This is a genomic window from Paenibacillus sp. N3/727, from assembly GCF_022637315.1.
GTDB lineage: Bacteria > Bacillota > Bacilli > Paenibacillales > Paenibacillaceae > Paenibacillus_AQ > Paenibacillus_AQ uliginis.
The window spans coordinates 1090036-1114471 of record NZ_CP093336.1 but is presented as its reverse complement, the minus strand read 5'-3'; the positions used below and the strand labels follow the sequence as shown (position 1 = coordinate 1114471).

General features: G+C 42.8%; 21 protein-coding genes and 1 pseudogene. 4 read left to right on the top strand and 18 right to left on the bottom strand.

Features of this window, described 5'->3' with window-relative positions; all coding sequences use genetic code 11:
• Position 1: 1 nt before the first annotated feature.
• The 9 genes from MNQ98_RS04985 to MNQ98_RS04945 form a co-directional block, all read right to left on the bottom strand.
• Entirely contained in the window at positions 2–706 is a 705-nt protein-coding gene (locus tag MNQ98_RS04985; RefSeq protein ID WP_208915719.1) for an ABC transporter ATP-binding protein, read from the bottom strand.
• A 792-nt stretch (positions 707–1498) separates the two neighbouring features.
• Positions 1499–2197, bottom strand: coding sequence for a transglutaminase-like domain-containing protein (locus MNQ98_RS04980; RefSeq protein WP_241932187.1), 699 nt, complete (start codon positions 2195–2197; stop codon positions 1499–1501).
• Between the two features lie 29 nt (positions 2198–2226).
• Positions 2227–2958, bottom strand: coding sequence for a helix-turn-helix domain-containing protein (locus MNQ98_RS04975; RefSeq protein ID WP_241932186.1), 732 nt, complete (start codon positions 2956–2958; stop codon positions 2227–2229).
• A gap of 32 nt (positions 2959–2990) precedes the next feature.
• Positions 2991–3572, bottom strand: coding sequence for a DUF4256 domain-containing protein (locus MNQ98_RS04970; RefSeq protein ID WP_241932185.1), 582 nt, complete (start codon positions 3570–3572; stop codon positions 2991–2993).
• 176 nt (positions 3573–3748) lie between these two features.
• Complete coding sequence (locus MNQ98_RS04965) at positions 3749–4843, bottom strand: hypothetical protein (RefSeq protein WP_241932184.1); 1095 nt, start codon at positions 4841–4843, stop codon at positions 3749–3751.
• Positions 4844–5427: 584 nt separating this feature from the next.
• Positions 5428–6438, bottom strand: a complete 1011-nt coding sequence (locus MNQ98_RS04960) for a Gfo/Idh/MocA family protein (protein ID WP_241932183.1) — start codon at positions 6436–6438, stop codon at positions 5428–5430.
• Between the two features lie 71 nt (positions 6439–6509).
• Positions 6510–7685, bottom strand: a complete 1176-nt coding sequence (locus MNQ98_RS04955; protein ID WP_241932182.1) for a DUF4317 domain-containing protein — start codon at positions 7683–7685, stop codon at positions 6510–6512.
• 238 nt (positions 7686–7923) lie between these two features.
• Positions 7924–8733 (bottom strand): AAA family ATPase, encoded by an 810-nt coding sequence (locus MNQ98_RS04950; protein WP_241932181.1) that lies wholly within the window; start codon positions 8731–8733, stop codon positions 7924–7926.
• Between the two features lie 94 nt (positions 8734–8827).
• Positions 8828–12202 (bottom strand): HEAT repeat domain-containing protein, encoded by a 3375-nt coding sequence (locus tag MNQ98_RS04945; RefSeq protein ID WP_241932180.1) that lies wholly within the window; start codon positions 12200–12202, stop codon positions 8828–8830.
• 198 nt (positions 12203–12400) lie between these two features.
• Here MNQ98_RS04945 and MNQ98_RS04940 point away from each other — a divergent pair.
• Positions 12401–13168: pseudogene (locus MNQ98_RS04940) on the top strand (family 1 glycosylhydrolase); the annotation flags it as partial.
• A 250-nt stretch (positions 13169–13418) separates the two neighbouring features.
• Here the strand turns inward: MNQ98_RS04940 and MNQ98_RS04935 are convergent.
• The 9 genes from MNQ98_RS04935 to gyrA form a co-directional block, all read right to left on the bottom strand.
• Complete coding sequence (locus MNQ98_RS04935; protein ID WP_241932179.1) at positions 13419–13856, bottom strand: hypothetical protein; 438 nt, start codon at positions 13854–13856, stop codon at positions 13419–13421.
• A gap of 110 nt (positions 13857–13966) precedes the next feature.
• On the bottom strand, positions 13967–14107 hold the full coding sequence (locus MNQ98_RS04930; protein ID WP_241932178.1) for a hypothetical protein: 141 nt from the start codon (positions 14105–14107) through the stop codon (positions 13967–13969).
• A 77-nt stretch (positions 14108–14184) separates the two neighbouring features.
• Complete coding sequence (locus MNQ98_RS04925) at positions 14185–14694, bottom strand: CarD family transcriptional regulator (protein ID WP_241932177.1); 510 nt, start codon at positions 14692–14694, stop codon at positions 14185–14187.
• A 66-nt stretch (positions 14695–14760) separates the two neighbouring features.
• Positions 14761–15615, bottom strand: a complete 855-nt coding sequence (locus MNQ98_RS04920; protein WP_241932176.1) for a sigma-70 family RNA polymerase sigma factor — start codon at positions 15613–15615, stop codon at positions 14761–14763.
• A gap of 157 nt (positions 15616–15772) precedes the next feature.
• Positions 15773–16870 carry a recombinase RecA gene (gene recA / locus MNQ98_RS04915; RefSeq protein ID WP_241933848.1) on the bottom strand — a complete coding sequence of 366 codons (1098 nt, stop codon included), beginning with the start codon at positions 16868–16870 and terminating at the stop codon, positions 15773–15775.
• A 395-nt stretch (positions 16871–17265) separates the two neighbouring features.
• Positions 17266–17613 carry a hypothetical protein gene (locus MNQ98_RS04910; RefSeq protein ID WP_241932175.1) on the bottom strand — a complete coding sequence of 116 codons (348 nt, stop codon included), beginning with the start codon at positions 17611–17613 and terminating at the stop codon, positions 17266–17268.
• Between the two features lie 5 nt (positions 17614–17618).
• The gene (uvrA, locus tag MNQ98_RS04905) at positions 17619–20156 is read right to left on the bottom strand and encodes an excinuclease ABC subunit UvrA (protein ID WP_241932174.1); all 2538 of its coding nucleotides are present in this window, start codon (positions 20154–20156) and stop codon (positions 17619–17621) included.
• A 36-nt stretch (positions 20157–20192) separates the two neighbouring features.
• Positions 20193–20438: a hypothetical protein gene (locus tag MNQ98_RS04900; protein ID WP_241932173.1), complete on the bottom strand. Its 246-nt coding sequence runs from the start codon at positions 20436–20438 to the stop codon at positions 20193–20195.
• 117 nt (positions 20439–20555) lie between these two features.
• Positions 20556–22991, bottom strand: a complete 2436-nt coding sequence (gyrA, locus tag MNQ98_RS04895) for a DNA gyrase subunit A (protein ID WP_241932172.1) — start codon at positions 22989–22991, stop codon at positions 20556–20558.
• Between the two features lie 502 nt (positions 22992–23493).
• Here gyrA and MNQ98_RS29800 point away from each other — a divergent pair.
• From MNQ98_RS29800 to MNQ98_RS29795, 3 genes are all read left to right on the top strand, one after another.
• A complete protein-coding gene (locus MNQ98_RS29800) occupies positions 23494–23823 on the top strand; it encodes a hypothetical protein (protein WP_481856759.1) in 330 nt (109 codons plus the stop codon).
• A gap of 67 nt (positions 23824–23890) precedes the next feature.
• Entirely contained in the window at positions 23891–24319 is a 429-nt protein-coding gene (locus MNQ98_RS04890) for an endonuclease III domain-containing protein (protein WP_241932171.1), read from the top strand.
• Positions 24316–24402, top strand: a complete 87-nt coding sequence (locus MNQ98_RS29795; protein WP_481856758.1) for a hypothetical protein — start codon at positions 24316–24318, stop codon at positions 24400–24402. The genes MNQ98_RS04890 and MNQ98_RS29795 overlap by 4 nt, the downstream gene beginning before the upstream one ends.
• Positions 24403–24436 lie beyond the last annotated feature (34 nt).

The following is a 24436-nucleotide window of genomic DNA, read 5'->3' as shown; positions in this document are numbered from 1 at the left end:
ATTACCACTCAATCCCTTCAACGCTTTGTTTCTCATCATTAATCGTAACGCTCTCGATCATTCCGCTTTTAACCTTAATAATCTTATCCGCCATAGGAGCAATTGCGGAATTATGGGTGACCAAAACGACACACTTGTTCGTTTCCCTGTTCAAATCTTGAAGAAGCTTTAAGACGGACTTGCCTGTCACATAATCCAAAGCTCCGGTTGGTTCATCACAAAGTAAAAGTAAAGGATTTTTTGCAACAGCTCTGGCAATTGCAACTCTTTGTTGTTCTCCTCCAGAGAGCTGGGAAGGGAAGTTTTTCATACGCTCCTTTAATCCAACCTTATATAAAATATCTTTAGCATCCAGATGGTTTTTACATACTTCAGTGGCAAATTCAACATTCTCTAGAGCGTTTAAATTCGGAATTAAGTTATAGAATTGGAATACAAATCCAACTTTTTCACCGCGATAGACTGTTAATTTTTTTTCGCTCAATCTTGTTATTTCTTGATCGCCAACTAACACTTGACCTGAGGTAGGCGTATCCATACCGCCAAGTATATTCAAAATCGTACTTTTACCGGCGCCGCTTGCTCCCAAAATAACGACGAATTCTCCCTCCGATATGGAAAAATCCACACCATTAAGGGCCTTGATTGACACTTCTCCTACATTGTATTCTTTCGTTACTCCTTTGAATTCGATAAGCTTTTTCACTTATTACATCTCCTCGTATCGTATTTTTAAAGCTTGGTTTGACGCGATTCCCAGTTTCTCAAAGAGATGGAAATAATCAAATTGAATTTCTTTCTATATAAGTTGAACTAAAGATTCGTAGCCTGAGCATCACTACGAATGCGGATTATTCTTACGATCGCTCTTGCCCCCAGATTTCTTTCATGTCTTTATATAACGTTGAAATCTGGGGACAGCTTATGCTTCCGATGTGAGCTTTCCTTTGGAAAGCTTTTAGGCGCACGCTGCGCTTCTCCAGAATAATTCCGCCTTCTTCGTTGAAGTACCCCTTTCTTTAGTTCAATCTATATAGCATCTTGGACCTGTCCGTAGGTGATTCCGACTGGCACCCAGGTCTTAGATCACTAGTAATCGACCTCCTCACGCTCTGATTCCATAATATACCAAACAAGAGAAGTTGCTTCCTGCAGCAGATGTATTTTGGCTTCGGTCTCCAGACGGAGTTTGATCTCGCCGCCGCTTCAGCGCTGAACCGCCTCTAATTACGATTGTTAATTCGACTTGCTAGCAAAAAAAACGGAGTAACCTCTAAAAGGCTACTCCGATCGAATCATTACTAATTTACTTAAGCATGACGGGTCAATACATTTTCCTTCAGTGAATTTTCTTCCCTCCCGCTCTCCATCGCCCAGTGAACTGGTTTAGGATAGGTCAGTTTTTACAAACAGGGATTAAAAAAGACTTCAGGTGTGTTCAAATCCTTCAATCGCGGTAATTAAAGCACGCAATTTCTCTTTATCCAAATAACAGTTATTACCCCTGCCTTATGCGATTAACATTCCGATTCATCAGATGCCGAACGACCCGGCTATAGATCGTTTTCCTGAGCGGGCTGAGCCCTTGTTGATGAACGGAGAAGAATGCATCGGGACTGTCGTAAATCCCAAAATCCCGAACGATTCCTTCCTTTTGCACGTAGGTATCGTTTTCATTCCAATAAATTTCCGGGTTTTGAAAATTATCTGTAGAAACGCCGTAACCGCAAAATGAACCCGTACACTGTCCGAATTTTTGCTGAAGCTTGGTCAAGTAGGGAATATCCAGTATAAACCCTTCGATATTCAACCACTTGCCTTCATAAAGCACTTCAACCCAGCTGTGAACGATCTCCTGGGGCGACAGTTGGTAATACCACCCTTTCATCGCTCCCTTTTGCAGCTTTTTATCAATGGCAAATCCATGCATACGGCAAGGCACTCCCACGGCCCTTAGCAACCCCATAAAAAGCACACCCTTTGTATTACACTGACCATAGCCATTCTGCAATACTTCCGATGCCGGAATATCATCCGCCCTATTATAGCCGAACAGGATTTCGTCACGGACGTAGTTGTAAATGCCAAGAATTTGTTCCTTCCTGGGCATACGATCCCACTGGCGACTGTGAATGACTTGCCCGATCAGGGGATGAGAATAGTTCAGCAATTCCGTTTCCTTTAAGTATGCTCTCATTGGAAACACCTCCTGCACCAATTGTACGGTTAATGCAGGCAGGAAACTTTTAAAAAGACGCTATCTTTGCGAATATCCTTCGCCGTCATTCCCAGCAGCCGCTTACTGGTGGCGGCTAAATGCGACGGACTATCAAATCCCGCCGCCATAGCCGCATCCGTAATGCTGAGCCCTTTAAACATAAAATAAGTTGCCTTCTGAAGCTTGTGCAACAGCATGTATCCGCTAAGCGATATGCCTGTATTTTCTTTAAAGAGATGCGACAATCTGCTATTGGACAAACCCATTTGCCTGGCGTATAGACTTACGGAGTGCTCGGAGTCGGTGCAATCTTTTATAAGCTGTATAAACTCTCTTATTCTCGGATCAACAATAGCTGTATTTACATGCTCCACGCCCATTAGCTTCATGAGTTGTCCCAGAAAAGAAAGATAGCTGTCCGTATCCTTAACGCCAGGATACTCTTTTGGCACAAATTCGCGAATAGTCTTCATCATCCCCGGCGGAAATACATGATATGTCTGACCCTCTATATACCGCTTAAAGCTTGCCGCCATCTCAGAGGTGCTGTCCATCAGAAGAAGCATCAAAGGGTGTCCCGCTCCTTTTAGCCGATGAACCACGTTGGAATTGATAATGATGCCGGAGCAAATCAAGCTTTGTTCCTCTACATCAATATCAAATTCGTCCTCTAAAGAAATGGTTACCTGTAAAAAAGAATGCCGATGTTCTTCCGCATCAATAGTATTGGATATCACCATCAAGTGATGCTCCGCCCCATACAAGATCATCATCAGACTCTTAGCGAGCCGCGGAAGCCCCTTGCAGCATAGTAGGATTCAGCTCCATTGTGGTACACAAAGACCGTGTCATAGCGACGGTCACAAAAGATGGCCCCGCCAAGATTTCTAATATTTGCAGGTGTTACCACCCAGCTTGATGTTTTCAGATCGAAATTTCCAAGCTGCTGCAGATCCCGGTATTGTTCTTCCGTTAAAAGCTCAATGCCCATGTCGGCTGCCATGTCAACCGCATTGTTTTGCGGTTTATGTTCTTTCCTTGACTCCAGCGCTGCACGGTCGTAACAAACGCTTCTGCGGCCTTTAGGACTTTCCACCGCACAATCATAAAATATGTATTCGCCCGTCTTATGGTCATACCCAACAACATCAGGCTCGCCGCCAGTTCTTTCCATTTCATGAAGCGACCACAGCTTTTCCGTATTTGCTTCGAGCCTTGCTTGCACGTTAGCCCATTCCAGTCCTTCATGGCGGTTCATGCTTTTCTCGAAACGGGCTTTCAAAGCTTTGAGCAGTCCCTCGCGTTGTTCCGGCGACAACTCCGTTTTATTGCTGATGTCGTTTCCCTTTGTCATGTTTGTTTCTCCCCTCTCAACTATTCAGAATATTGTTTCCCTCTAGTTCTCTTTAATACAGAAAAACCTTTTTCAGAATCAATAATACCAAATAATCCATTCTCATAATTGTATCATCGGGATATTTGAAATGGATCAAACATGCAGCTGGTTTGGCCCCCGTTTCGAGAGCCATGTCATCGTTTTTTGAACATTTTATCAATGCTTTTTTGTTCCTTATTAACTGCTTTTTTATAAAAACGAATACCCTTCCTATCCCCAACAGCTTTGCTGCAGGCAAACGCTTTTTCCAAAACGTTTAAATAAAAATGATTTGTTTTTCTTAACATCCAATCACCATTCCGGTAGCATAACTGTGCGCTAATGATATCCTTTTCTTTATAAAAGCCAAGACAGATATCAAACCAGGATTCACTCATAGATCGGCCTAATCCGGTGTATTGCCAACTATCAAATTGCGTAAGAAGTCGTTCCCACGATTGTGCTGATTCAAAAGCTTTTATGTAGTCGTTATTCAAAATATGCAGATCAGTTATATCTAAGATGGATGATGCCTTATCCCGAGCGTCAGTAATCAACTCTAATTCCTTCTGTTTATAAAAAATGGCCTTTTCATATTTCTTCAATTCTTTTGCTCTATAATATAATGCCTTCCGGTCAGGTTCGGCTTGCTTTTCCAGGATATCAAAAAGCTTCTCAGCCTCTTCGAGGTCGTCAAAATCTATAGCCATTGTTAATAAACTTTCAGTTGTCTCTTTTTCCATGCTATCGGGAAACCATAAAGTCATCCTATGAAAGAAATTTCCTATATCTTGCTCTGAAAAAAGTGAATGCAATTGGTTTTTATGTTCGAACAGATATTTATTGGATTCGGTAAGTTCAACCCCCTCAAGGTACTTGCAAGTCAGTTCAACTCCGGCAGAAAAAATAAATTCATCAAAATAACCACAATACGTATCAAAATTTGCGCATTTGGCTTTCTCAAAAAGCCATACATTTTCCGGCCTGCGGAACTTGGCTAACAAATAAGAAATAAGAGTTAAAGAGTCCCCACAACCTTGGTAAGGATCATGAATCCTACTCTTAACCTCATTCTCCATTAAAAACTTGATTAAATCGTAATCCTCAGGCTTCCAATCATATTGAATCGCAACTGCTGCTGCATGCCGTTTGACATAGTTTATGTCTGGAGCTTGATATTCAAACTCTGTCCATAAGTCTCTGGAGTTTCTGATCTGTTCGATATTTTGTCTGACTTCTTTAGCATCCATAATTCAACCCCCTATGCATAAACGTGAATTCTGTATTTCATTTTTTTCCTCGCCATCATCAGAATCATTATATCAATGAATAAATCGATAAAGAGAGAAAACAATCAATATGTCCTCGATATCTGCTTTAACGATTTGTTCGTTAGCAGTCGTCCACATTACAAAAAGTAACGCAGCCTAATCCGACTGCGTTACTTTTTACATGCCACGTAATTCCAGATCTTCTACAGACATTTATCATCTACATAGGTACAATAACAAAAGAGGGGTTCTCACCCCTCTTAATTTATATTAACCTCATGTCTGCGTTCAGTTACTGTAATCGAAACCTTCATGCCGCACTGCTCTTATTTACTTTTCATCATCATTTTCTGACCGCGTTTTTGGCAGCCTCCATAATCACTTCTCCAAATATGGGATAGGATTGACCGTACAATACGGAAGTCTGTCTCGAAAAGCCGTCATCATTAAGAGAGGACGAAATCAGTGGGCATCTATACGTCAGATCTCTCCATTCATCCATTCCCCGATTTCATCACGGTATTATACTACCCTCGGTCGGTTTCCGATTGTTCACGAGAATTCTATTGCTTAGCCCCCATCAATTGAGGTCTTAAATCCGTAAAGCCCTCACCCGGCTTACGCAGAGCTTCTAATACAACTTGTGCGTTATACCCGTCATAGAAATTATAGATGAGACCAGGCTCTCCGTTCAAAATCTGAATGATTTGCTTCAGGATCGGCAGCGGGTTAGCGACGTCGTCCACAGGTACAGGCTGAAGTTGGGCATCCTTGCCGCTTCTGAACAGGCTGCGCCAGTTTTCCAACGCCATAGTTCCTTCCTCACCATGGACCACCAGGGAGACACGTTCCTCCCCTTCCCGTTGATCGGTTCCAGACAGGTGAATCTCGATATCATTATGTAATCGTAAAACGGCCCGGACACGGCTTTCGGACTGATTCGAATCCAGCGGAAACTCGATCTCGCTCTTCACATGCGTAATCGGACCGAACACCTGCTGGATCATTTGGATCCAGTGAATCCCGACTTCCAGCAGATATCCGCCCTGCTGTCTTGAGGTGATCCATGGATTCTGTTGCCAGGACCTCGGCCACTGCGGAAACTCCAGGTATAGATCCATCTTGAGGATCTGGCCGATCGCCTGCTCTTCAATTAATCCCTTCAACTTCAGGACGGCCGGGTCGAGCGGAAGCGAGAAATGAACGGCATGGAGCACATCGGCCTTCTCTGCCAGCTCCACCATGCCCCGGGCTTCGGTCAAGCTGTTAGCAAGTGGCTTCTCGCAGAAGACGTGGATGCCTTTCTCAAATGCGATCTGGGCAACGTCATAATGCAGAGACGGCGGAACCGCGATATACACCAGGTCAAGCGCAACCTCGTTCAGCAGCTGGCGGTAGTCGGTGTACAGCCGGGGACTAATTCCTGCTGCTTCGACTTCAGTGTGCAAACTAGACTCATCACTGTCGCAAAGTGCGACTAATTCGATCTTCTCACCATATTGGGGCAGTAATCGGTGAATCATAATCCGGCCCATGTGACCTAAGCCGATGACGGCCATTTTCTGTTTGTTCATCCTGTTCTCCTATTCCATTGACGATTGAATTTTGCCATTGCATGCACGTCCCCTATTATAGATGAACGAGTCTATAATAGCGTTTCTGTACTAAGCGTAAAGCCTTCGATGACGGCATCCTCGTCGACCTCAATCAGGATGCATCGTCTCCCTTGATAATTCACCTGTTTCACATACCTTAAATCCTGCGGGCTGACGGTAATCGTGGCTACCTTGGTATCGATCTTAATGGATTTGGAAGTATACTTCGGCATGACGCTGGTTGCTTTCATTTCATAGTTCTTGTTGTCCACGATTGTTTCGAATGCCCGCTCCACCTTCTCGGTCGTCACGTCCTCTACGCCGCTTGCGTTCAGTACGCGCTCCAGATCTTTATAATCCAGCTTCGGAGGTTCTTCCTCCTTCGTCTCTTCGTTAATTTCGATCACCCGGTTGATTTCCTCGTACACCTGTGCAATGGTGGCTGAATCGAGCTGTTCGCCGGCCACTTCCTTGACGATATCTTCGAAGATCGCTCGCTCTTCAAGTGCCGTCACGGATCTTTCTCCGTTCAAGACCTGTTCGACAAAATGCGGATCCGGAAAATTCGATTTTCCCGTACAATACAAAATACGATTCACATCGGAATAATTGTCCGTCACGCTAGGGTACAGGAATCCTTGCTCCGGCGTACTTAACTTGATAATCGGATCTACAATGACATTGTACTTGAACTCCCTCTCCACATAATCGAACAAGAGAGTCTTCCGTTGTTTCTCCGTAGAATTCACACTGCATAAAATGAACGGATGGGCGAACACCTCGTTCTTCTCGCTCTCTTCCGCTTCATCGTTTCTCGCCTTGGTCGGCAAATAATACTGTCCCCGAACGAACGTGACCACCATATCCCGCTCATATTTGGCATCCGTCAGCATTCTCTCCACAAGCATCAGCATCAAGTCCTGCCATTCTTCCGGATCACCCGACACGAGAGCTTGGTGAAGCAGTACCTGCGCCGGTTCCTCCGCTGCTTCCTGAAACCTCAATTCGAACAATTTTTGATCCAGTTCGCCGGTCAGCAGTTTTTTGAAATTACCCATGTATAACTCTTGCTTCTCCCGATCCACCAGTTCGAACGGCAGGCGCTCCCAGTGATAGATTTCATTCGTTTCCTTCGTAATATAGACATTGAGAATATCGTAAATATTCAGTAAATCGTGATCCAGCTTAAATTGCTTGCGTATATTGGCAACTTCTTTTTTGTTCATATTGGATTCGGCAGCTCCTTAGATATATTCTGACTTATTTAGTATAAATTATTGGAACGTAAATTTGTAAGCGATCTTGCGGCTTGCATTGCTGTGCCTTTGGTCAATTCTCCTGTGCACCTGATCCTCTATTGTTGCATATTTGAATACCCGAGTCGAGGACATACCCTTGTGGGAACCCATACCAAAAAGAGATATCCTTACTCGAAGGATACCTCTTCTGGAAACTCAAACCTATTCATTCAAACAATCTTTGATGCTTATGAAAAAATCGGTAAAAGAATTGTACATTGTCCAGTTCAAACCATTCTGCCGTTTGCAAAATCTTGGCATCGAGATTGTAGATCTTCGCATGGAGCGTACCCAGAACAAAAGGAGAGTGCGTAGCAATAATAAATTGACTGTCAAAATAACGCGCCAGATCGTTCATTTGCTCGGCCAGCTTGATTTGATTCGCCGGAGAAAGAGACGTTTCCGGTTCATCCATTAAATACAGTTGCCCGGGAAGCAAATATTCCTCAAAAAACTGCATCGAGGTCTCCCCGTTCGAATATTTCTCCTGAGAGAATTGAATGATATCCATCTTCTTATTGAATTCATACGACTGCTCCAGCTCTTCTACCTCAGCCTTGCTCTTTCCCTGTACGAACTGCTCATGCAGCAGCCCTTCGCGAAGCACGCTCTCCTGCTGTATTTTCTTGATTTCATACAACAGATCCTCTGACTTGATGTACCGGCTCCCGTCGGGAAGCTTATATATGGGATGCTCCTGATCATCATGCCCGAGTTGGTAGCTGCTTTCCTCGATAAACCGCTGCGCGTACACGTTGTGACCATAGCTTGTCATTCGCTCAGAGCCCGCGATTCCCAATTTGTTGGCGATTAGATTCAGCAAGGTGGATTTGCCGGAGCCATTACTGCCGTATAATACCGTGATTCGATCAAACAGCAGAACTTCCCCTGCAATGTGCCTGAACACATGATCGGGATATATATTCGGGTTGCTGGAAATGGTAGAAGAGAGTTTGAAGTTACTTAAATATAGCATCGTCTCGCTCACCTCTCGGAAAATGAAATAATGCAAGTTTGATATTCATACCTGGCCATTCTACGGGTGCATCCATCCGACCCAAACAGCCTTTCTATTCAAGCACGGTCCAAATATCCAGTGCCGCCAGACGAATCGCCTCATGCTCATGATTCCGGTACGCTCTTAAACGGTCGGTACAAGCCTGGTTCCACAATAAGGATGTTCCCGCAACCTTCAGCAAAGAAAGACCGATATATTGGGCCGCTAACGGCTGCCGATCTCTCAAATTGTCCACCAGTTCCAGAATAGTCTCCGGTCTCCAATACGCCTGGCTGGCATTTGCTGCCCGAGCGATCTGTCTGTAGGCATAATCCAACAGATGCGGATAGGTCTCCACCATTTGAATCACAGGGTCTAAATGCAGGGCAGCCTGATCCGCCTGGTTCCATTCAACCATCGCTAAATATAACTTGATCACGGCTGATCTCAGGGTTTCTTTGGATTTAAGAGCATCGATCATGCCCGTATATAAAGGAACGAGCACCCGCCTTGCATTTGGAGGCAATGAGATCAGCTTGTCAATCAATGCCACCAGACGCTGCCGCTCTGGAAGGTCTCTCTCGGGGGCAGCATTCCATTCGGCCTTCGTCTCCGTGTCGGCCAACTGTGTGCAAACGCCGATGACCCGATCATTCACCTTCCCGTCACGACTAGCGACAATGAGGGTATCCAACGCGGCCTTCCATCTGGCGTTATCCTCCAAATCAAGAATCGTTCTGCTGGCGGAAGCCGCTACCTTCTCCTCACTTCCATTCACCCAAAGGCTCATGGCTTGGAAAGCCTCTCTTGCCACAACCGGATCGGCATGCCCTGCGATTTCGATAATCAATTGCAAATACCTTGGCCGAGCCTCCACGGGAAGTCCGCCAGAATACTGGTTAAGCAGGCTTCTTGCGATATCACGCTGCGAAGAAGCTGCCATGGCACTCATCATGGTCCAGCTGCGTTCATCATCGAGCCATTGTCTGGCAGCGTGACCTATGGCGATCATCACGTCTTTGTGTACATTCGGTTTCTCGTATTCACGGATAAGAAGCGCCATGCTCTCACTGCTTTTATAAGCCCCAAGCAGCCGGATGGCCTCTTTTCTGACCGTGATTTTCAATTTCTCCCGATTCAGCAGGTCCGACAGCATGGACGCCAACAAGACCGGGCTCACCCTGCGCATGCATCTGGGGATCGAGTACATGGCGACCCGAGCACGGTCTCCATCCAGGTTCCCCAACAATACAGGAAGTGCCTTCTCCGGCTCTTCCCATAACGAATATGCGTAGAGCGCTGCCTCGACGACATGCACTTCCTGATCCTGCAGCAGGACCTCCAGTTGATCGGAGCCATAATCCGGCATGACTGCCAAGCTCCGCATCGCCGCCGCACGTTCATGGAAACTCCGTTTGGCATCCAATGCCACCCGTTCCAGCAAGGAAGCTAATGCCTTTTGCTGGCGCGGCAGCCAACGATGAAACCCATTATAGGCGGGCACAGCATAAATCGTTTTTCCCGATAAATGCTTGCCTTTGATGATTTTCCCCGAGATGAACGGGTCCAACCACTCCTGACGCTTCAGATGCAGATGCATAAATACGTCGTGGAATGAGATGAAGGATGGGTCTCTGTCCAGCAGTTCTCTAACCCTCGCATCCCGAGTTCCATACGGTGCCAGCCAATAATGGACCGCCTGCGGCGATACCGTTTTAGCCTTCAGCAGTTCCTCCAGCAGAAGCTGAAGCTTCGGCAATCGATCCACGGCTTTTCCGAACAAATCAGCCATACGCAGGACCACACTTACGTTTTCGCGCTTGTTCGCTTCTACACCAAAGGCATAAATCTCATCGAACAACGCTTCCAGTGCAGAACTTGGTATGCTATCCCAATCCATGGAGAACAACGCAAACTGACCATCCCGCATCGTCAATCTTCCAAACGTTCTCAAAGCGAACTTGAATAGATCGCTTTTCGGCTCCAATGCATGTTCACGCAGTATGGCAAAAGCCAGTTTCTCCGTGGCGGACCTTGTCCCGTACGAAGTGTCCCTGGCTTCAACCACGCTATCCACCAGCACAGTCAGATCGTTCACATGTTCTTCCTTAAACATTGGAGCAGGACAGTTTGAGAGCTCGACCATAACTTGCCAGCGCACCGGATCCTGGTCGTTCTTTATTCGAGTCAGGAAGCGCAGCGTCTCATCCATTCCGCTTCGGGATAGAGCTGTACTCCGAACGAGGTGGGCATAGGCCGCAGCACGCTCATCGCTATTAGACACCTGGACGGCTTGCTCCAGCTTCTCCCTGGCGTTAACAATTAAACGGCGCGCCGTCGTTTCGAGCATGTCATCCCGATGATCACGAATGTCGCGAAGTTCCAGCATGCGGGCAGCTTCCTTGTCACGCAGTCGATGCGGCAGTACATCCAGTAATGGCATAGGGAAAATGCGTGTCTTTCGCTCGTCTTCCTTATAAGCGGCATCAAACATCGCTTCGCGGCAAGATGGCGCAAGGTTATCCAGCACCTTGGCTACATGTACAGGCTGATTTGCGAGCAAGGTAGTCAGCGTGGTCCACTGCGCTGTGGTAAACCATTTTCTCTTCTTCAAAACGCCTGCCGGAACGCCATGATCCAAAAGATAACCCCGTGTCTCCTCACGTGTCAGCAGTTCGAATACGTCTTCAGGGCTGGCCTGAATCAGAATGCCCAATTGCTGCTTGAGTACAGGATGAATCATATCCGTCGGCCCAAGCGTAAGCGCACATTCCAACACGATCGCCGGTCTTAAAACACTCAATACTTCAATTGCCGATGAGAGCGTCCACCATATATTGACCTTTTCCCGCTGCGTTGCGTTCTGCAAAGCATTCTTGAAATACGCTGCAACAAGATCGGGATAGTACTTCGTTAGGAGCCGCCAATTGCGTAACGCATACCCCAGCTCAGGAAGCCTGCTGCGAACCGTCTCTTCGCTGCACACGGCCAATAATAAGGACGCTTCTTGTGCCCCCCACCGGTCAAGCACGAGCGGCAACAGCCGTTCCGCCCAATCCTGACGATATGTATTCAAGATGCTCCGCAGCAATTGTTGTCGGCAATGATACGACATCAGAGTGATTTCGGACTCAACCGAAAAGTCCGGATCTGTAATCACTTCTGGCAGTAGTCCAGCCGCCCGCCCTCTGACCCCTGCCTTAGAATGCTTCAGGGCAAACAAAACCGCACGAGCATCATTCACTACGTCGGCACCGGTCAAAGCCAGATGCGCCTCATAGGCGGTGCCGCTTTCTAGCAAGGTTACGAGCAGAGCAGAATAATCCGCATCTCCTTTATGCTGGCGCCCCAGAAGCGCCATCCGCTTCATCCTGTCCGAATAACCCAGCGAGTCCAGCTCCATGAGCAATTGCTCTTTGTTCATCAGATCATTGTTATATGTCAACATTTCATCTCCCCTCATGTTCTTATAATCGATCAAAATTTCTCCGTAACCGATTTACGCAAGCTCTCCTGGGAAGTATATAACTTCTTCATAAGCGAAGGCTTCTCCTTTTCGATGCGACATTTCAAACCGACTTAGCCTATGGAATCGGCCTTTGCAGCCTTCTTATGTATGGTGGAAGCTAGGCACACAATCTATATTCACGCCCTAACTTTATTTATAAGATATTCAAAGGTAAAATACTGGATTATTTTTAATGAGATCAATGCATCCGTATTTTCTACTAGCACATAATTTAATCCCTGGTTCACAGGTAGGATGTATGATCGCTCGCTTTACAACCTATGCAGCGACGTCCAAACCCGAAGATGTTATGAAGATGGTTCACGATGACCAGTATCGGAATTTCTTTTTCACTGATGTTCAGGCACGTGGATATAATCCTAGCTACATGGAACGCTACTTTGCTGAACGAGGAATTCAAGTAACTTTTGAAAAAGAGGATAAGGCTACTCTGCTAGCTGGTACGGTTGATTTTGTGAGTTTCAGTTACTACATGTCCCTTATTTCCAGTTCAGATCCTGAACATCTCGAACAAACTGCAGGCAACCTCGTTGGTGGTTTTAAAAATCCACATCTCACAGCATCAGACTGGGGATGGCAGATTGATCCGATCGGGCTTCGTTACTCCTTAAATCAGCTCTATGACATGATGATTACCGGATCGATTATTTCAGAGAATACATTCAACAAATGAAAGAGTCCATCAAAGACGGAGTCGATCTACTCGGGTATACAACGTGGAGTGCCATTGACATCGTTAGCTCATCCACATCTGAAATGTCTAAACGATATGGTTTTGTTTATGTCGATCAAAATGATGACGGAAGCGGAACCTTAATAAGGTTGAAAAAGAATTCGTTCTATTGGTATCAACGCGTTATTGAAAGCAATGGTGAGGAACTTTAGGATTTAACAAAGACCAAGAACAATGTTCTTGGTCTCTTACTTATCTGACCGTTAGCTTAATGGAAATGAGCAATCAACACCTAGCTTTTTTTGAAGTACCGTTTCCGTCAGCTTATCGAAAAGACAGCCACTAATTAGTCGACTGTCTTTATAGAAATTACTATTCTATGTTTTATTGGGGATTCAAAAGAAAAACACCTGATCAATTCCTGAATACGGCGAAAATATGTTTATAATCAACTTTTATTATTCACATCTCATTTTGCTTGAAATACTGCTGATTATTATGCTGTAACATCTCCTTGTCTGCTAACCCAAGGTTCATAATCATTAGATTCAAAGTCACCTTATTTAAGTTAAGTTGACGTGCGATCTCCCTTCGAGGGATTAATCCATATTGATTTCTAATGTAATTTTCGTATTCTTCAGGAATCAAGACCTCGATCACTTTTGTTTTTTTAGGCATAACCGCTTGTTCGCTATTTTCATCAACTTCATATGTGCCCAAGAGTACTCTATACTCATATTTCTCAGATTTCAGTCTCTGGATAGCTGATTGATTCTCTAACTCTGAAACGATACTATCTAATTCATGCATCCTTATATTAAGTTTGCGGGCAATGTTTCTTCGAGTTTCACTGCCACGAAGCATCTTAATTACAGCGGCCTCTCTTTTTGTAAGAATCATATTTTCCTCCCCATATGCTAATCGGAATGATCAAACATTATGTTTCCCTTCACTCCTAACATAAAACTGTCTCCGATTTGCTCCTCGTTTCTTTTCGTTTGATTATCTCTTCATATACTCATATTCGCGATAGACTTACCAGAAGAGGGAATCAATTTCATTCCATATTCGACTTCTGCTTGAACAGCTCTTACTGCAATCTCACGCTCAGTATCCTCTTTTAATCGAAAATGAATGGTTTGCTCAATCATGCATAAAGTACTCGTTTCATATGCTTTTTTTTCCACCTTGTCTGTAATTTATAGGATTAACTTTCACACTAATATCACTAGTCAAATTTTCCCTTTAGTCGTAACTTCATAGTTTGTTTTAGACTATCCGCTGCCCTTTCACTCGATATGCTGAGCACATGCATCAGCTCAATTTTTAGCATGTTACATGCCGTATCAAGTAATTGTTTGTCCTGGGAATTTAGCCTAAGATCATATTTAGGTGCACACACTAAATCTCGGATCACTTCAGATACGTTGAGAATATCTCCTGATTTCAGTTTTTGAAACAATATTTTTTTTCTGTCTGATGCAAGCTCAGGTAATTCACAAAATCTTCCAAAGAAAAGAGCCTTTGACCGTTCTAATGTTTCCGGGCTACTAAGAGGTCTTACTCCTTGATGTTCTGCAGAATCTTCGGGAATGAAAATATTCATTTTCAATTCTTCAAAATAGACTTTAAAATAATCCTTTTTTTCGTCTTCATGTGGAAGGGTTACTTTTTCTTCCAAAAGTCCAACACCATACAATGGATAGAAAACCAATTCGCCTGTCTTAATTCCATTCATGATATCCCTCCTTATGATTCCTAGAAATAGCGAAATATAATGCTTCTTTTTTATAACTCAAACATTTTACATCTCAAGATAATCTTGAAGTTGTTCTTCAGCAAAATATTGGCCTACTTTCTTTAAAGCCTTAATTTCAATCTGGTTAATTCGTTGACGTGAAACACCGTGTGCCTTGCCAATTTCTTGAAAACTGTGCAACTCTCCATCATCAAATCCATACCGCAACCGAAGTACGCTTTCTTCCCTCTTGTTTAATGTTTGGAGAACTTCATTAATTTTTTCCTGAAGAATTTTTTGCTCTATGAGAGCTTCTGTTTTTCTACTATTATTGTCTTCAAGCAAATCTCCGAGTTTCATGACCGGGTCTACCCCGATCTCCATGTCTAAAGATAAAATTTGCTTGTCTGCGAGTTTTTTTAGTTTGAGAATTCTGTTTACTGGCATATTCATCTTGTGGGCCATCTCTTCGGGAGTAGGTTCACGACCAAATTCCGAAAAAAAGTGTTGGAAGGTCTTTGTCCATTTTCTCAACGAATCAAAAATATGTGTGGGGTATCTTATTACCCTTCCTTTATCAATAACAGCCTGTTCTATTGCTCCACGGATCCACCAAGTCGCATAGGTACTAAACTTAAACCCCTTCTCAGAATCGAATTTATCAACTGCTCTCAATAGACCTAGATTTCCCTCCTGAATTAGATCAAGAAGGGACATCTGACTCCACTTATACTTGCTTGCAATATTGACAACTAAGCGTAAATTCGCTTCTATGAATCTCAGCTTTGCCGTCTGGTCCCCTTGTTTGATTTTCCCTGCCAAAATCCTTTCATCTTCTATGGAGAGAAGTTGTACTTTGCCGATTTTATCCAAGTAAAATTGAACGGAATCCTTTGTCGCACTTTCTTCGAAATATTTCATAATCACATGGGCCCTCCTACACCATTTATTTCCTTGAGGAACCAATCCTGCTAAAGTGTTCCTACCCTATTATCAAGACATATAGTTAATTCCCACTAATTTAAGTTCATAATTGCATTGTTATGAGAATCAATCACCTAACAACTCCCATCCATAACTATTCATCATTCACTTCTGATTCCTCATTCATCCCATTAGAAAATAAGTTATCTTTAACCTGTACTTCATCTCTTTCATTATTATCATGAGAATTTTGCTCGAATATCCGAATTTCATCTTCAAGAGTTTTTGCTTCATCAGGATGATCCATAAAATACTTCTTTGCTGAATCTCTTCCTTGTCCAAGCCTAATTTCTCCTCTAAAAAACCAAGATCCAGACTTCTGAACCAGCCCACGTTCAATCCCTATATCAATAAGTTCCCCCATTTTTGAAATCCCTTCACCATACATGATGTCAAATTCAGTCATACGAAATGGTGGAGCTAGCTTATTTTTTACAACTTTAACACGTATATGGTTTCCTACTATTTCAGATCCGTTCTTAATGGATTCTATACGACGAATATCAAGCCGAATGGAGGAAAAAAATTTTAATGCTCGCCCACCTGAAGTTACTTCCGGACTACCAAACATAACACCAATTTTTTCTCTCAGTTGATTTATAAAAATGATTATACTCTGTGTTTTTGAGATTGAACCTGTCAGCTTTCTTAATGCTTGACTCATTAATCGCGCTTGAAGCCCCATGTGAACATCCCCCATCTCACCTTCGATTTCAGCACGAGGAACCAGAGCTGCCACCGAATCCACAACAATCACATCTACCGAACCAGACCTTACTAATGCTTCTGTTATCTCTAATGCTTGCTCTCCTGTATCAGGCTGGGAGATAAGCATCGAATCAACATCAACACCTAATGCTTTTGCATAGGTTGGATCCAAGGCGTGTTCAGCATCTATATATGCCCCTGTTCCACCCAATTTTTGAACTTCTGCAACAACATGAAGCGCTAATGTGGTTTTACCAGATGACTCTGGACCATAAATTTCAATGACCCTACCTTTTGGCACTCCACCTATTCCCAATGCTATATCGAGGCCAATAGAACCAGTTGAAATTGTTTCAACCGTTCTGTTCATTGAATGTTCCCCTAGACGCATGATGGACCCTTTCCCAAATGCTCGTTCAATCTCTGTTAATGCTTTTTCCAACGATTTTTGTCTATCATTCCTTGATGTTGCAGTTAATTCCATGTTCATAGTTATTGCCCCCTCAGTAGATAACAACATCTAAAGCAAGTTAGCCTAGATTAATTCTGTTAAAACTTTTTTTCAGTGGAAAAGGAAAATTAATTTCTACAAACACCAATCAAATTAAACTAAACTTATAGTTATACATGGTATTTAATTCTGATGATTTATCTAGATAAACATTCCCATTACTTTTTAATGCTGAAGACAATCATTCTACTCAATCTATTTTATTATATCACATGCGTGTCAAGCAGCTTTGACCAGTACATTGTGTCTATTTTTTGAACATTATTACTATAATGTGATTAAGAACCGATTTTTGCTACTTGCCAAATTAAGACTCTCATGCCAAAGCAACACCCAATTGAACTTCAATGCGGTGCAATTAGGAATTTTTATTTCTTATTTCCAGAGGTTCTTCTCTTTGATGCTGCTTTTTTGCGATTGGCTGTTATACGGGCTGCATCAGCAGCGGCTTCACGTTCCTCTTCTTCCCTTTGAAGATGCAGTTTCCGCTGTTTCTCTGCTTCCATTTCCTTTTGATTTCGATAATATTGATTAATCACATATTCTTGAGCCTTAGGATCGTGCATCCGCAAGTACTGTACAAATGCATCAGGAAAAATGAATAATTTTTGTCCTATCGGGTCTGAAAAATGAATGCCAATTCGGTTTTCTGTTTTGCTCACAACACATCCCTCACCGAAACGAATATGCGTGACTTTTTGGCTAATCAGTTCCATTGCATTCAGTGCTCCTTCAACTCTTTTTTTAGAAATCTTCCAGTGTAACTTGCTTCGCATTTGGAAACTTCCTCTGGTGAACCGGCACAAACAAGCCCTCCTCCATTTACTCCACCGTCAGGCCCCAAATCAATGATATAGTCAGCGTTTTTGATCACTGCCATACTGTGCTCTATTACAACCACGGTGTTTCCGCTATTGACAAGTTCATGCATGATATTAATCAATTGATGCACATCGGCTGTGTGCAAGCCTGTGGTCGGTTCGTCCATTACATAGAGGGTTTTACCAGTGGCTGGCTTTAAAAGCTCTGCAGCAAGCTTGACTCGCTGAGCCTCCCCACCAGACAACGTAGTAGACGCTTGCCCCAGTTGGACATAACCAAGTCCTACTTTGCAAATCGCCTCAATTCTTTTACGTATTTTAGGCATATTCTCGAAGAACGCTAATGCCTCTTCTGCGGTCATCGCCAACACATCCGCAATATTTTTGCCTTTGTAGTGGATTTCTAACGTTTCACGGTTAAAGCGCTTACCTATGCATACCTCGCAAGGAACAAACACATCAGGAAGAAAGTGCATTCGAATCTTCATCAGGCCTTCTCCAGCACAAGCCTCACATCGCCCCCCCTTGACATTAAAAGAGAATCTTCTTGCTTCGTATCCACGCACTTTTGACTCACTTGTTAGTGCATAATGGGAGCGGATGAGGTCGAACAGCCCTGTATAAGTCGCTGGGTTAGATCGAGGCGAACGTCCAATTGGACTCTGATCGATATGGATTACTTTGTCGAGATATTGTGTGCCCACAATATCCTTATGCTTTCCTGGTCTTGTCTGGGCTCTGTTCAGTTGAGCAGCCAGCTTCTTATACAAGATCTCATTGATCAGACTAGATTTTCCTGAGCCCGAGACACCTGTGACACAGGTCAGTGTCCCTAAAGGAATGTAGACATCAATATCTTTCAGACTATTTTCAGACGCACCAATTATCCCTAATGTTTGCCCATTGCCAGAGCGTCTTTTCTCAGGCACTTCAATTCTTTTTTTGCCCGACAGATATTGACCAGTTATTGATTTTGGTGAGTTCATTATGCTATCCATTGGGCCCTGTGCCACAATTTCTCCACCGTGTTTTCCTGCTCCTGGCCCTATATCTATAATCCAGTCTGCTTGCCGAATTGTTTCTTCATCATGCTCCACAATAAGGAGTGAGTTTCCTAGGTCACACAAATCACGAAGAGCCGCTAACAAGAGTGAGTGGTCACGTTGATGTAATCCAATGGAGGGTTCATCAAGTACGTAGAGTACACCGGCCAAACCCGATCCAATTTGGGATGCTAACCGAATTCGCTGACTCTCCCCACCAGATAGTGTAGCTGAAACCCGAGCAAGCGTTAGATATGTCAAACCTACCTTTTTCATGAAAAGAAGCCTAGCACGGATTTCGGCAATTATAGGATCTGCAATTGTCCTCTTTGCTCCCAATAAGTCTAAGCTTTCCACCATATCAATAGCATCATTAACAGATAACTTGCAGAATTCAGCGATATTCATTCCTCCAACCGTAACTGCAAGGGGCTGTGCCGACAAGCGATCCCCCAGACAATCCGGGCAAGATGAGACAATCAGCTCACCATCGGTTTCATACTGCGAATTATTGAAACGTTCATAATCCTCAGGGCTAAGATGGATGCCCAGCCCATGACATGTTGGGCATGCCCCTAGCTGATGATTAAAGGAAAATAAACGAGGAGACAATTCAGTGAGTGACGTTCCACAGTTGGAGCAGCTGTAGCTTTGAGAGAAACTAGTTTCTTGCATACTCTCATAATCATAAATCAAGACAGTATCTCCTGACAGAGAGAGTGCCAATTCAAGAGAGTCCACTAAACGTTGAGCATCCTCTGTTCTGACCGTTAGTCTATCAACAACGATGTCGATAGTATGCTTTTCACCCTTGTCGATTTGTATTTCATCCGACAAGGTGTAAAATGTCCCGTCTACGCGAACACGTGCGAAACCATTTTTCCGTGCTTGATCCAATACGTTGCTATGCTCTCCTTTTTGTCCACTTATAATCGGTGCTATTACAGCAAATTTAGTTCCTTGAGGTAACTTATAAATACGCTCAACGATCTCATCAACAGATTGACACCCAATTTCTATTTTGCAATCCGGACAATGCGGTGTACCGGCTCTTGCCCAGAGTAGACGCAGATAATCATAAATCTCTGTCATTGTCCCTACAGTAGAGCGTGGATTTCGTGAGGTTGTTTTCTGTTCAATAGCTACAGCAGGAGAAAGTCCCTCAATAGAGTCTACGTCTGGCGTAGTGGCTTGGCCTAAAAATTGTCGTGCATAGGCTGAGAATGACTCCACGTATCTCTTTTGACCCTCAGCATACAATGTATCGAATGCCAAGCTCGATTTCCCCGAGCCACTTACTCCTGTGAACACTACAATTTGATCTCGAGGTACATCAACGTTGATATTTTTCAAGTTATTCTCTCTTGCACCTCTGACATGAATGAAATTTTGCATTGGTGGGCCTCCTTTATAAAAAAAAATTGAAGCGTTCTAGACAGGTACGCCTGCCTTCTCATGCAGTGTTTTTGTGAACATGTATGGTTTTCGATTATACCTGCGTTGCTTTTGCTGTTCTCTTTTGTAAATGTTCACTTTCATTTCTAAGTTGGCCACTTCTTTTTGGAATTTTGAAATATAATTTTTAGTGTAAATAAGTCCGCTTTCTTCATTCGCACAATAATGCACTTTCAGAAGAAAACCATTTACACTTATTTCAAATTTGTAAAGATTCATCATCACTTACTCCTTGTACCATTCGTTTAAAACAAGCTTCGTCAACCGCATCAATAGTAGCCATAGTTGAACAAGATTATTACCGTTCTTCAGTTGTTTGCAATTCACACAATCAAATGACTAATCTTCCGTTTTAGATTGATCAGATCGACAAACTGAAGCCACGAAGTCATCCTCACGTGTGTTTATTAGCTTAACTCCTTGAGTGGAGCGTCCCATAGTCGAGATGCTTTGCATTCTCATGCGGATGAGCGTACCGCTAGAAGTTATAATCATTAAGTCCTCTTCATTGCTCACAACTTTTAAACTGACCATCAAACCATTCTTTTTGGTGGTATTGATCGTTTTGATCCCTTTTCCACCACGACTTTGGCTCCGATATTCCTTTTCCGAGGTCCGTTTACCAAACCCATTAGAAGTTACCACGAGGATGTCCTTGTTCGATTCCATGATGTCCATGCCAACAACAGTGTCATCTGTGTTTAAATCAATTCCTTTAACCCCTACCGCAGTCCGTCCCATTGCCCGTACATTTTCTTCTGGGAACCGAATTGACATCCCCTTCAAAGTCCCTAATATTATTTCCTTTGTGCCATCAGTGAGTTTTGCGTCTACAAGTGAGTCATCATCGCGCAGAAAAATAGCTATTAGCCCAGGTTTTCTAACATTCTTGTAATTAGATAGCGCTGTTTTCTTTACAACGCCTTGTTTAGTAGCAAAAAATATATATCCATCACTTTCAAAGTTTTCAACCTCTATAACTGCATTGATTATTTCACCAGGTTCAATTTGAATAAGGTTAATTATTGCTGTTCCACGAGCCGTGCGCCCAAGTTCAGGAATTTCATAAGCTTTCAATCGATACACTTTTCCTTTATTTGTGAAAATTAATAAGTAACTATGTGAATGGGTTATAAACAAATGCTCTACAAAATCAGTACCTTTGGTATCTGTACCGACGACCCCTCTTCCACCACGTTTTTGCGAACGATACGTTGAAATGGGGAGTCGCTTCGTATAGCCGGTGTGAGTAATCGTGACAATAACATCCTCACGTGGGATTAAATCCTCATCTAAAATGTCCTCAGTATTTGACATAATTTCAGTACGTCTAGCATCAGCAAAACGATCTTTGATGCTTTTAAGTTCTTCTCGAATGATTTCTAATAATACTGACTCACTAGCCAGAATCTCACGATACTCCGTTATTTTTGCTGAAATTTCATTGTATTCATCTTCTATTTTCTCGCGTTCTAGTCCAGTAAGTCTCTGCAATCGCATATCAAGAATAGCCTGTGATTGATCATGACTGAGCTCAAAACGTTGAATCAAGCTCTCTTTAGCTCTCTCACTTGAAGAAGATCCCTTGATCAAAGCGATAATCTCATCAATATGATCTAAACCGATCCGCATACCTATCAAAATATGAGCCCTAGCTTCTGCTTTACGCAGTTCAAACTCAGTACGACGACGAATGACAACCATTTGATGCTGTAAATAATGATGGATGATCTCTCGTAAGTTTAAAACTTTGGGTTCGTTATTGACAATTGCGAGCATGTTAATGACAAAATTAGACTGTAACGACGTATTTTTGAACAAATTGTTCAGTAATACATTTGGATTAGTCCCACGTCGAATTTCAATGACAATCCTCAAACCCCTCCGATCGGATTCGTCACGTAAATCAGTGATACCATCAATTGTTTTGTTTCGTACAAGTTCTGCTATCTTTTCTACAAGACGTGCTTTGTTTACTTGATAAGGTATTTCGTGTACAACTATTCTTGATTTATTTTCAACTTCTTCTATGCTCGTCTTGGCCCTCATCGTTATCGAACCACGACCGGTTTCATAAGCCTTGCGAATACCAGAACGCCCCATGATATAAGCTGCGGTGGGAAAATCCGGTCCAGAAATATGATCCATCAGTTCTAGAGACGTCAAATCCGGGTTATCTATCAAGGCATTCACAGCATCAATTACCTCTCCTAAATTGTGAGGGGGGATATTCGTTGCCATTCCGACAGCAATACCTCCCACACCATTTACAAGAAGATTGGGGTATCTGGCAGGTAATATGAGAGGTTCTTGCTCTTCACCATCATAGTTCGGTTGAAAATCTATTGTGTCTTTGTTGATATCACGCAACATCTCTGTAGCCATCTTAGATAACCGTGCTTCCGTATAGCGCATTGCTGCAGCCCGGTCCCCATCTATGGATCCAAAGTTCCCATGCCCATCTACCAGCATGTAACGTAGAGAAAAGTCTTGAGCCATTCTAACCATTGTTTCATACACAGCAACATCACCATGTGGATGATACTTACCAATGACTTCTCCAACAATCCTTGCGGACTTCTTATAGGGTTTATCAGAGGTTATACCAAGCTCTGACATTGCATACAGGATCCGACGATGTACTGGTTTAAGTCCATCTCTCACATCAGGCAGAGCTCGACTGACAATCACACTCATCGCATAGCCGATAAAAGATTCACGCATTTCTATGCTTATATCCCGCTCTACTATTTGTCCATCAGTTTTAACATCCATTTTTCAAGACCTCTTTTTCTTTCAAAACATTGTCACTTACCTACCTTGTGACTAAGATAAGGATTTAAAAACAAAATAAAAAAAACTAAACACATCTGTTTACTTGGTATAAGTGAATAACAGGCTACATAAGACTTTTACCTCTTCACTTCCTAACTATGATCAATATTTGTAACTTATTTTGTAAGCATACACTTTTTATTATCGTACTAGTCAAGCTTTTTTTAATTCAAGTTTTTTATTTTAACTTTGCTTGCAATGATGTTCAAATATACATTGACAAAATTGCATCTAAAGGGGGGGTTGACAGGGAAATGTTATAATTAAATATATTACTAATGAACTTGAGGGAGAAACATGATTGATATAACACTTTACTTTAGAGAGCTCAAGATGGATGTTTTAGTTCCTCAGGAATCGGCAGAACAATTTGGAATCCGCCCTCTCTCCAGCTTAGCCATTTTGGAAAAGTCACTTTTTTACAAAGTTCAGCAAGTTACCTATTCTTGTATCAGAGAGAAGACAACTGTTAAATGCTAAGTTAAAATCAGGAGAAATTTTCAACCTGGCCGAGGTGATCCGCGATTTGGTTTATGCACCAAAATATGAACTCAAACTTACTTCACATGACAAAGATTCACTACAAAGAGCATGTCATTTGTTAATAAATGAACTTATGTATGTTGCAAAATTATCCAATGATGAAGCAAGTAGTAATTTGGAAAAGAGTATCGACTTGCGTCTGAGAGGAAAAAAGAGCGATTTCACCTCACTCGTTCGAGAAATAAGTCTCCAAAATCTAAAAAGTTCTAGAATAACTACCTACAGATAACGAGTGGATTGCAAAAGGATTATCTAGTACTCCTTTCAAAGCGTTAGTGTCAATAGCCCTTTCTACGATGACAACGGAAAAAAGGACGATTGACGCATGTACAGCTCTTTATGAACGAATCTCTACCCCCAAACAATTAATTGCACTTGAAGATGAAGAATTAGCTTCATTAATCAAACCGGTTGCGCATTACAACAGAAAAACAAAGAACTTAAAAAAAATGTGCCAACAGTTAATTCTAAGACATAATGGGGAAGTTCCAAATACAAGAGATGAACTTCTTGCTTTAACTGGAGTTGGACGTAAATGTACTGACATACTGATGCACTTCACTTTTAGCGAGCCAACCATTGCTGTAGATACACACGTTCATAGGGTCGTAAATCGTTTAGGGATTGACACAACCTCAAGAGAGGACACAGCAGATACGATAAATGAAATAACTCCATTTAAATTTAAACACATGCTCACGAATGGATCATTCAACATGGCATGAAAATTTGTGTCGCACGTAAGCCAAAATGTTTAGAATGCTCTTTAACTGATTTATGCGATTACTATCAAACTGGAGTGAATTAACAGTTGAATAGTTATCGTAGCTATACAGTAGGAG

Coding starts and splice junctions, on each gene's coding strand:
- MNQ98_RS04980 (WP_241932187.1), bottom strand. CDS start 2,197: ATGAGAGCATACTTAAAGGAAACGGAATTGCTGAACTATTCTCATCCC.
- MNQ98_RS04975 (WP_241932186.1), bottom strand. CDS start 2,958: ATGGTGATATCCAATACTATTGATGCGGAAGAACATCGGCATTCTTTT.
- MNQ98_RS04970 (WP_241932185.1), bottom strand. CDS start 3,572: ATGACAAAGGGAAACGACATCAGCAATAAAACGGAGTTGTCGCCGGAA.
- MNQ98_RS04965 (WP_241932184.1), bottom strand. CDS start 4,843: ATGGATGCTAAAGAAGTCAGACAAAATATCGAACAGATCAGAAACTCC.
- MNQ98_RS04960 (WP_241932183.1), bottom strand. CDS start 6,438: ATGAACAAACAGAAAATGGCCGTCATCGGCTTAGGTCACATGGGCCGG.
- MNQ98_RS04955 (WP_241932182.1), bottom strand. CDS start 7,685: ATGAACAAAAAAGAAGTTGCCAATATACGCAAGCAATTTAAGCTGGAT.
- MNQ98_RS04950 (WP_241932181.1), bottom strand. CDS start 8,733: ATGCTATATTTAAGTAACTTCAAACTCTCTTCTACCATTTCCAGCAAC.
- MNQ98_RS04945 (WP_241932180.1), bottom strand. CDS start 12,202: ATGTTGACATATAACAATGATCTGATGAACAAAGAGCAATTGCTCATG.
- MNQ98_RS04935 (WP_241932179.1), bottom strand. CDS start 13,856: ATGATTCTTACAAAAAGAGAGGCCGCTGTAATTAAGATGCTTCGTGGC.
- MNQ98_RS04930 (WP_241932178.1), bottom strand. CDS start 14,107: ATGATTGAGCAAACCATTCATTTTCGATTAAAAGAGGATACTGAGCGT.
- MNQ98_RS04925 (WP_241932177.1), bottom strand. CDS start 14,694: ATGAATGGAATTAAGACAGGCGAATTGGTTTTCTATCCATTGTATGGT.
- MNQ98_RS04920 (WP_241932176.1), bottom strand. CDS start 15,615: ATGAAATATTTCGAAGAAAGTGCGACAAAGGATTCCGTTCAATTTTAC.
- recA (WP_241933848.1), bottom strand. CDS start 16,870: ATGGAATTAACTGCAACATCAAGGAATGATAGACAAAAATCGTTGGAA.
- MNQ98_RS04910 (WP_241932175.1), bottom strand. CDS start 17,613: ATGGAACTGATTAGCCAAAAAGTCACGCATATTCGTTTCGGTGAGGGA.
- uvrA (WP_241932174.1), bottom strand. CDS start 20,156: ATGCAAAATTTCATTCATGTCAGAGGTGCAAGAGAGAATAACTTGAAA.
- MNQ98_RS04900 (WP_241932173.1), bottom strand. CDS start 20,438: ATGATGAATCTTTACAAATTTGAAATAAGTGTAAATGGTTTTCTTCTG.
- gyrA (WP_241932172.1), bottom strand. CDS start 22,991: ATGGATGTTAAAACTGATGGACAAATAGTAGAGCGGGATATAAGCATA.
- MNQ98_RS04890 (WP_241932171.1), top strand. CDS start 23,891: ATGACAACGGAAAAAAGGACGATTGACGCATGTACAGCTCTTTATGAA.
- MNQ98_RS29795 (WP_481856758.1), top strand. CDS start 24,316: ATGAAAATTTGTGTCGCACGTAAGCCAAAATGTTTAGAATGCTCTTTA.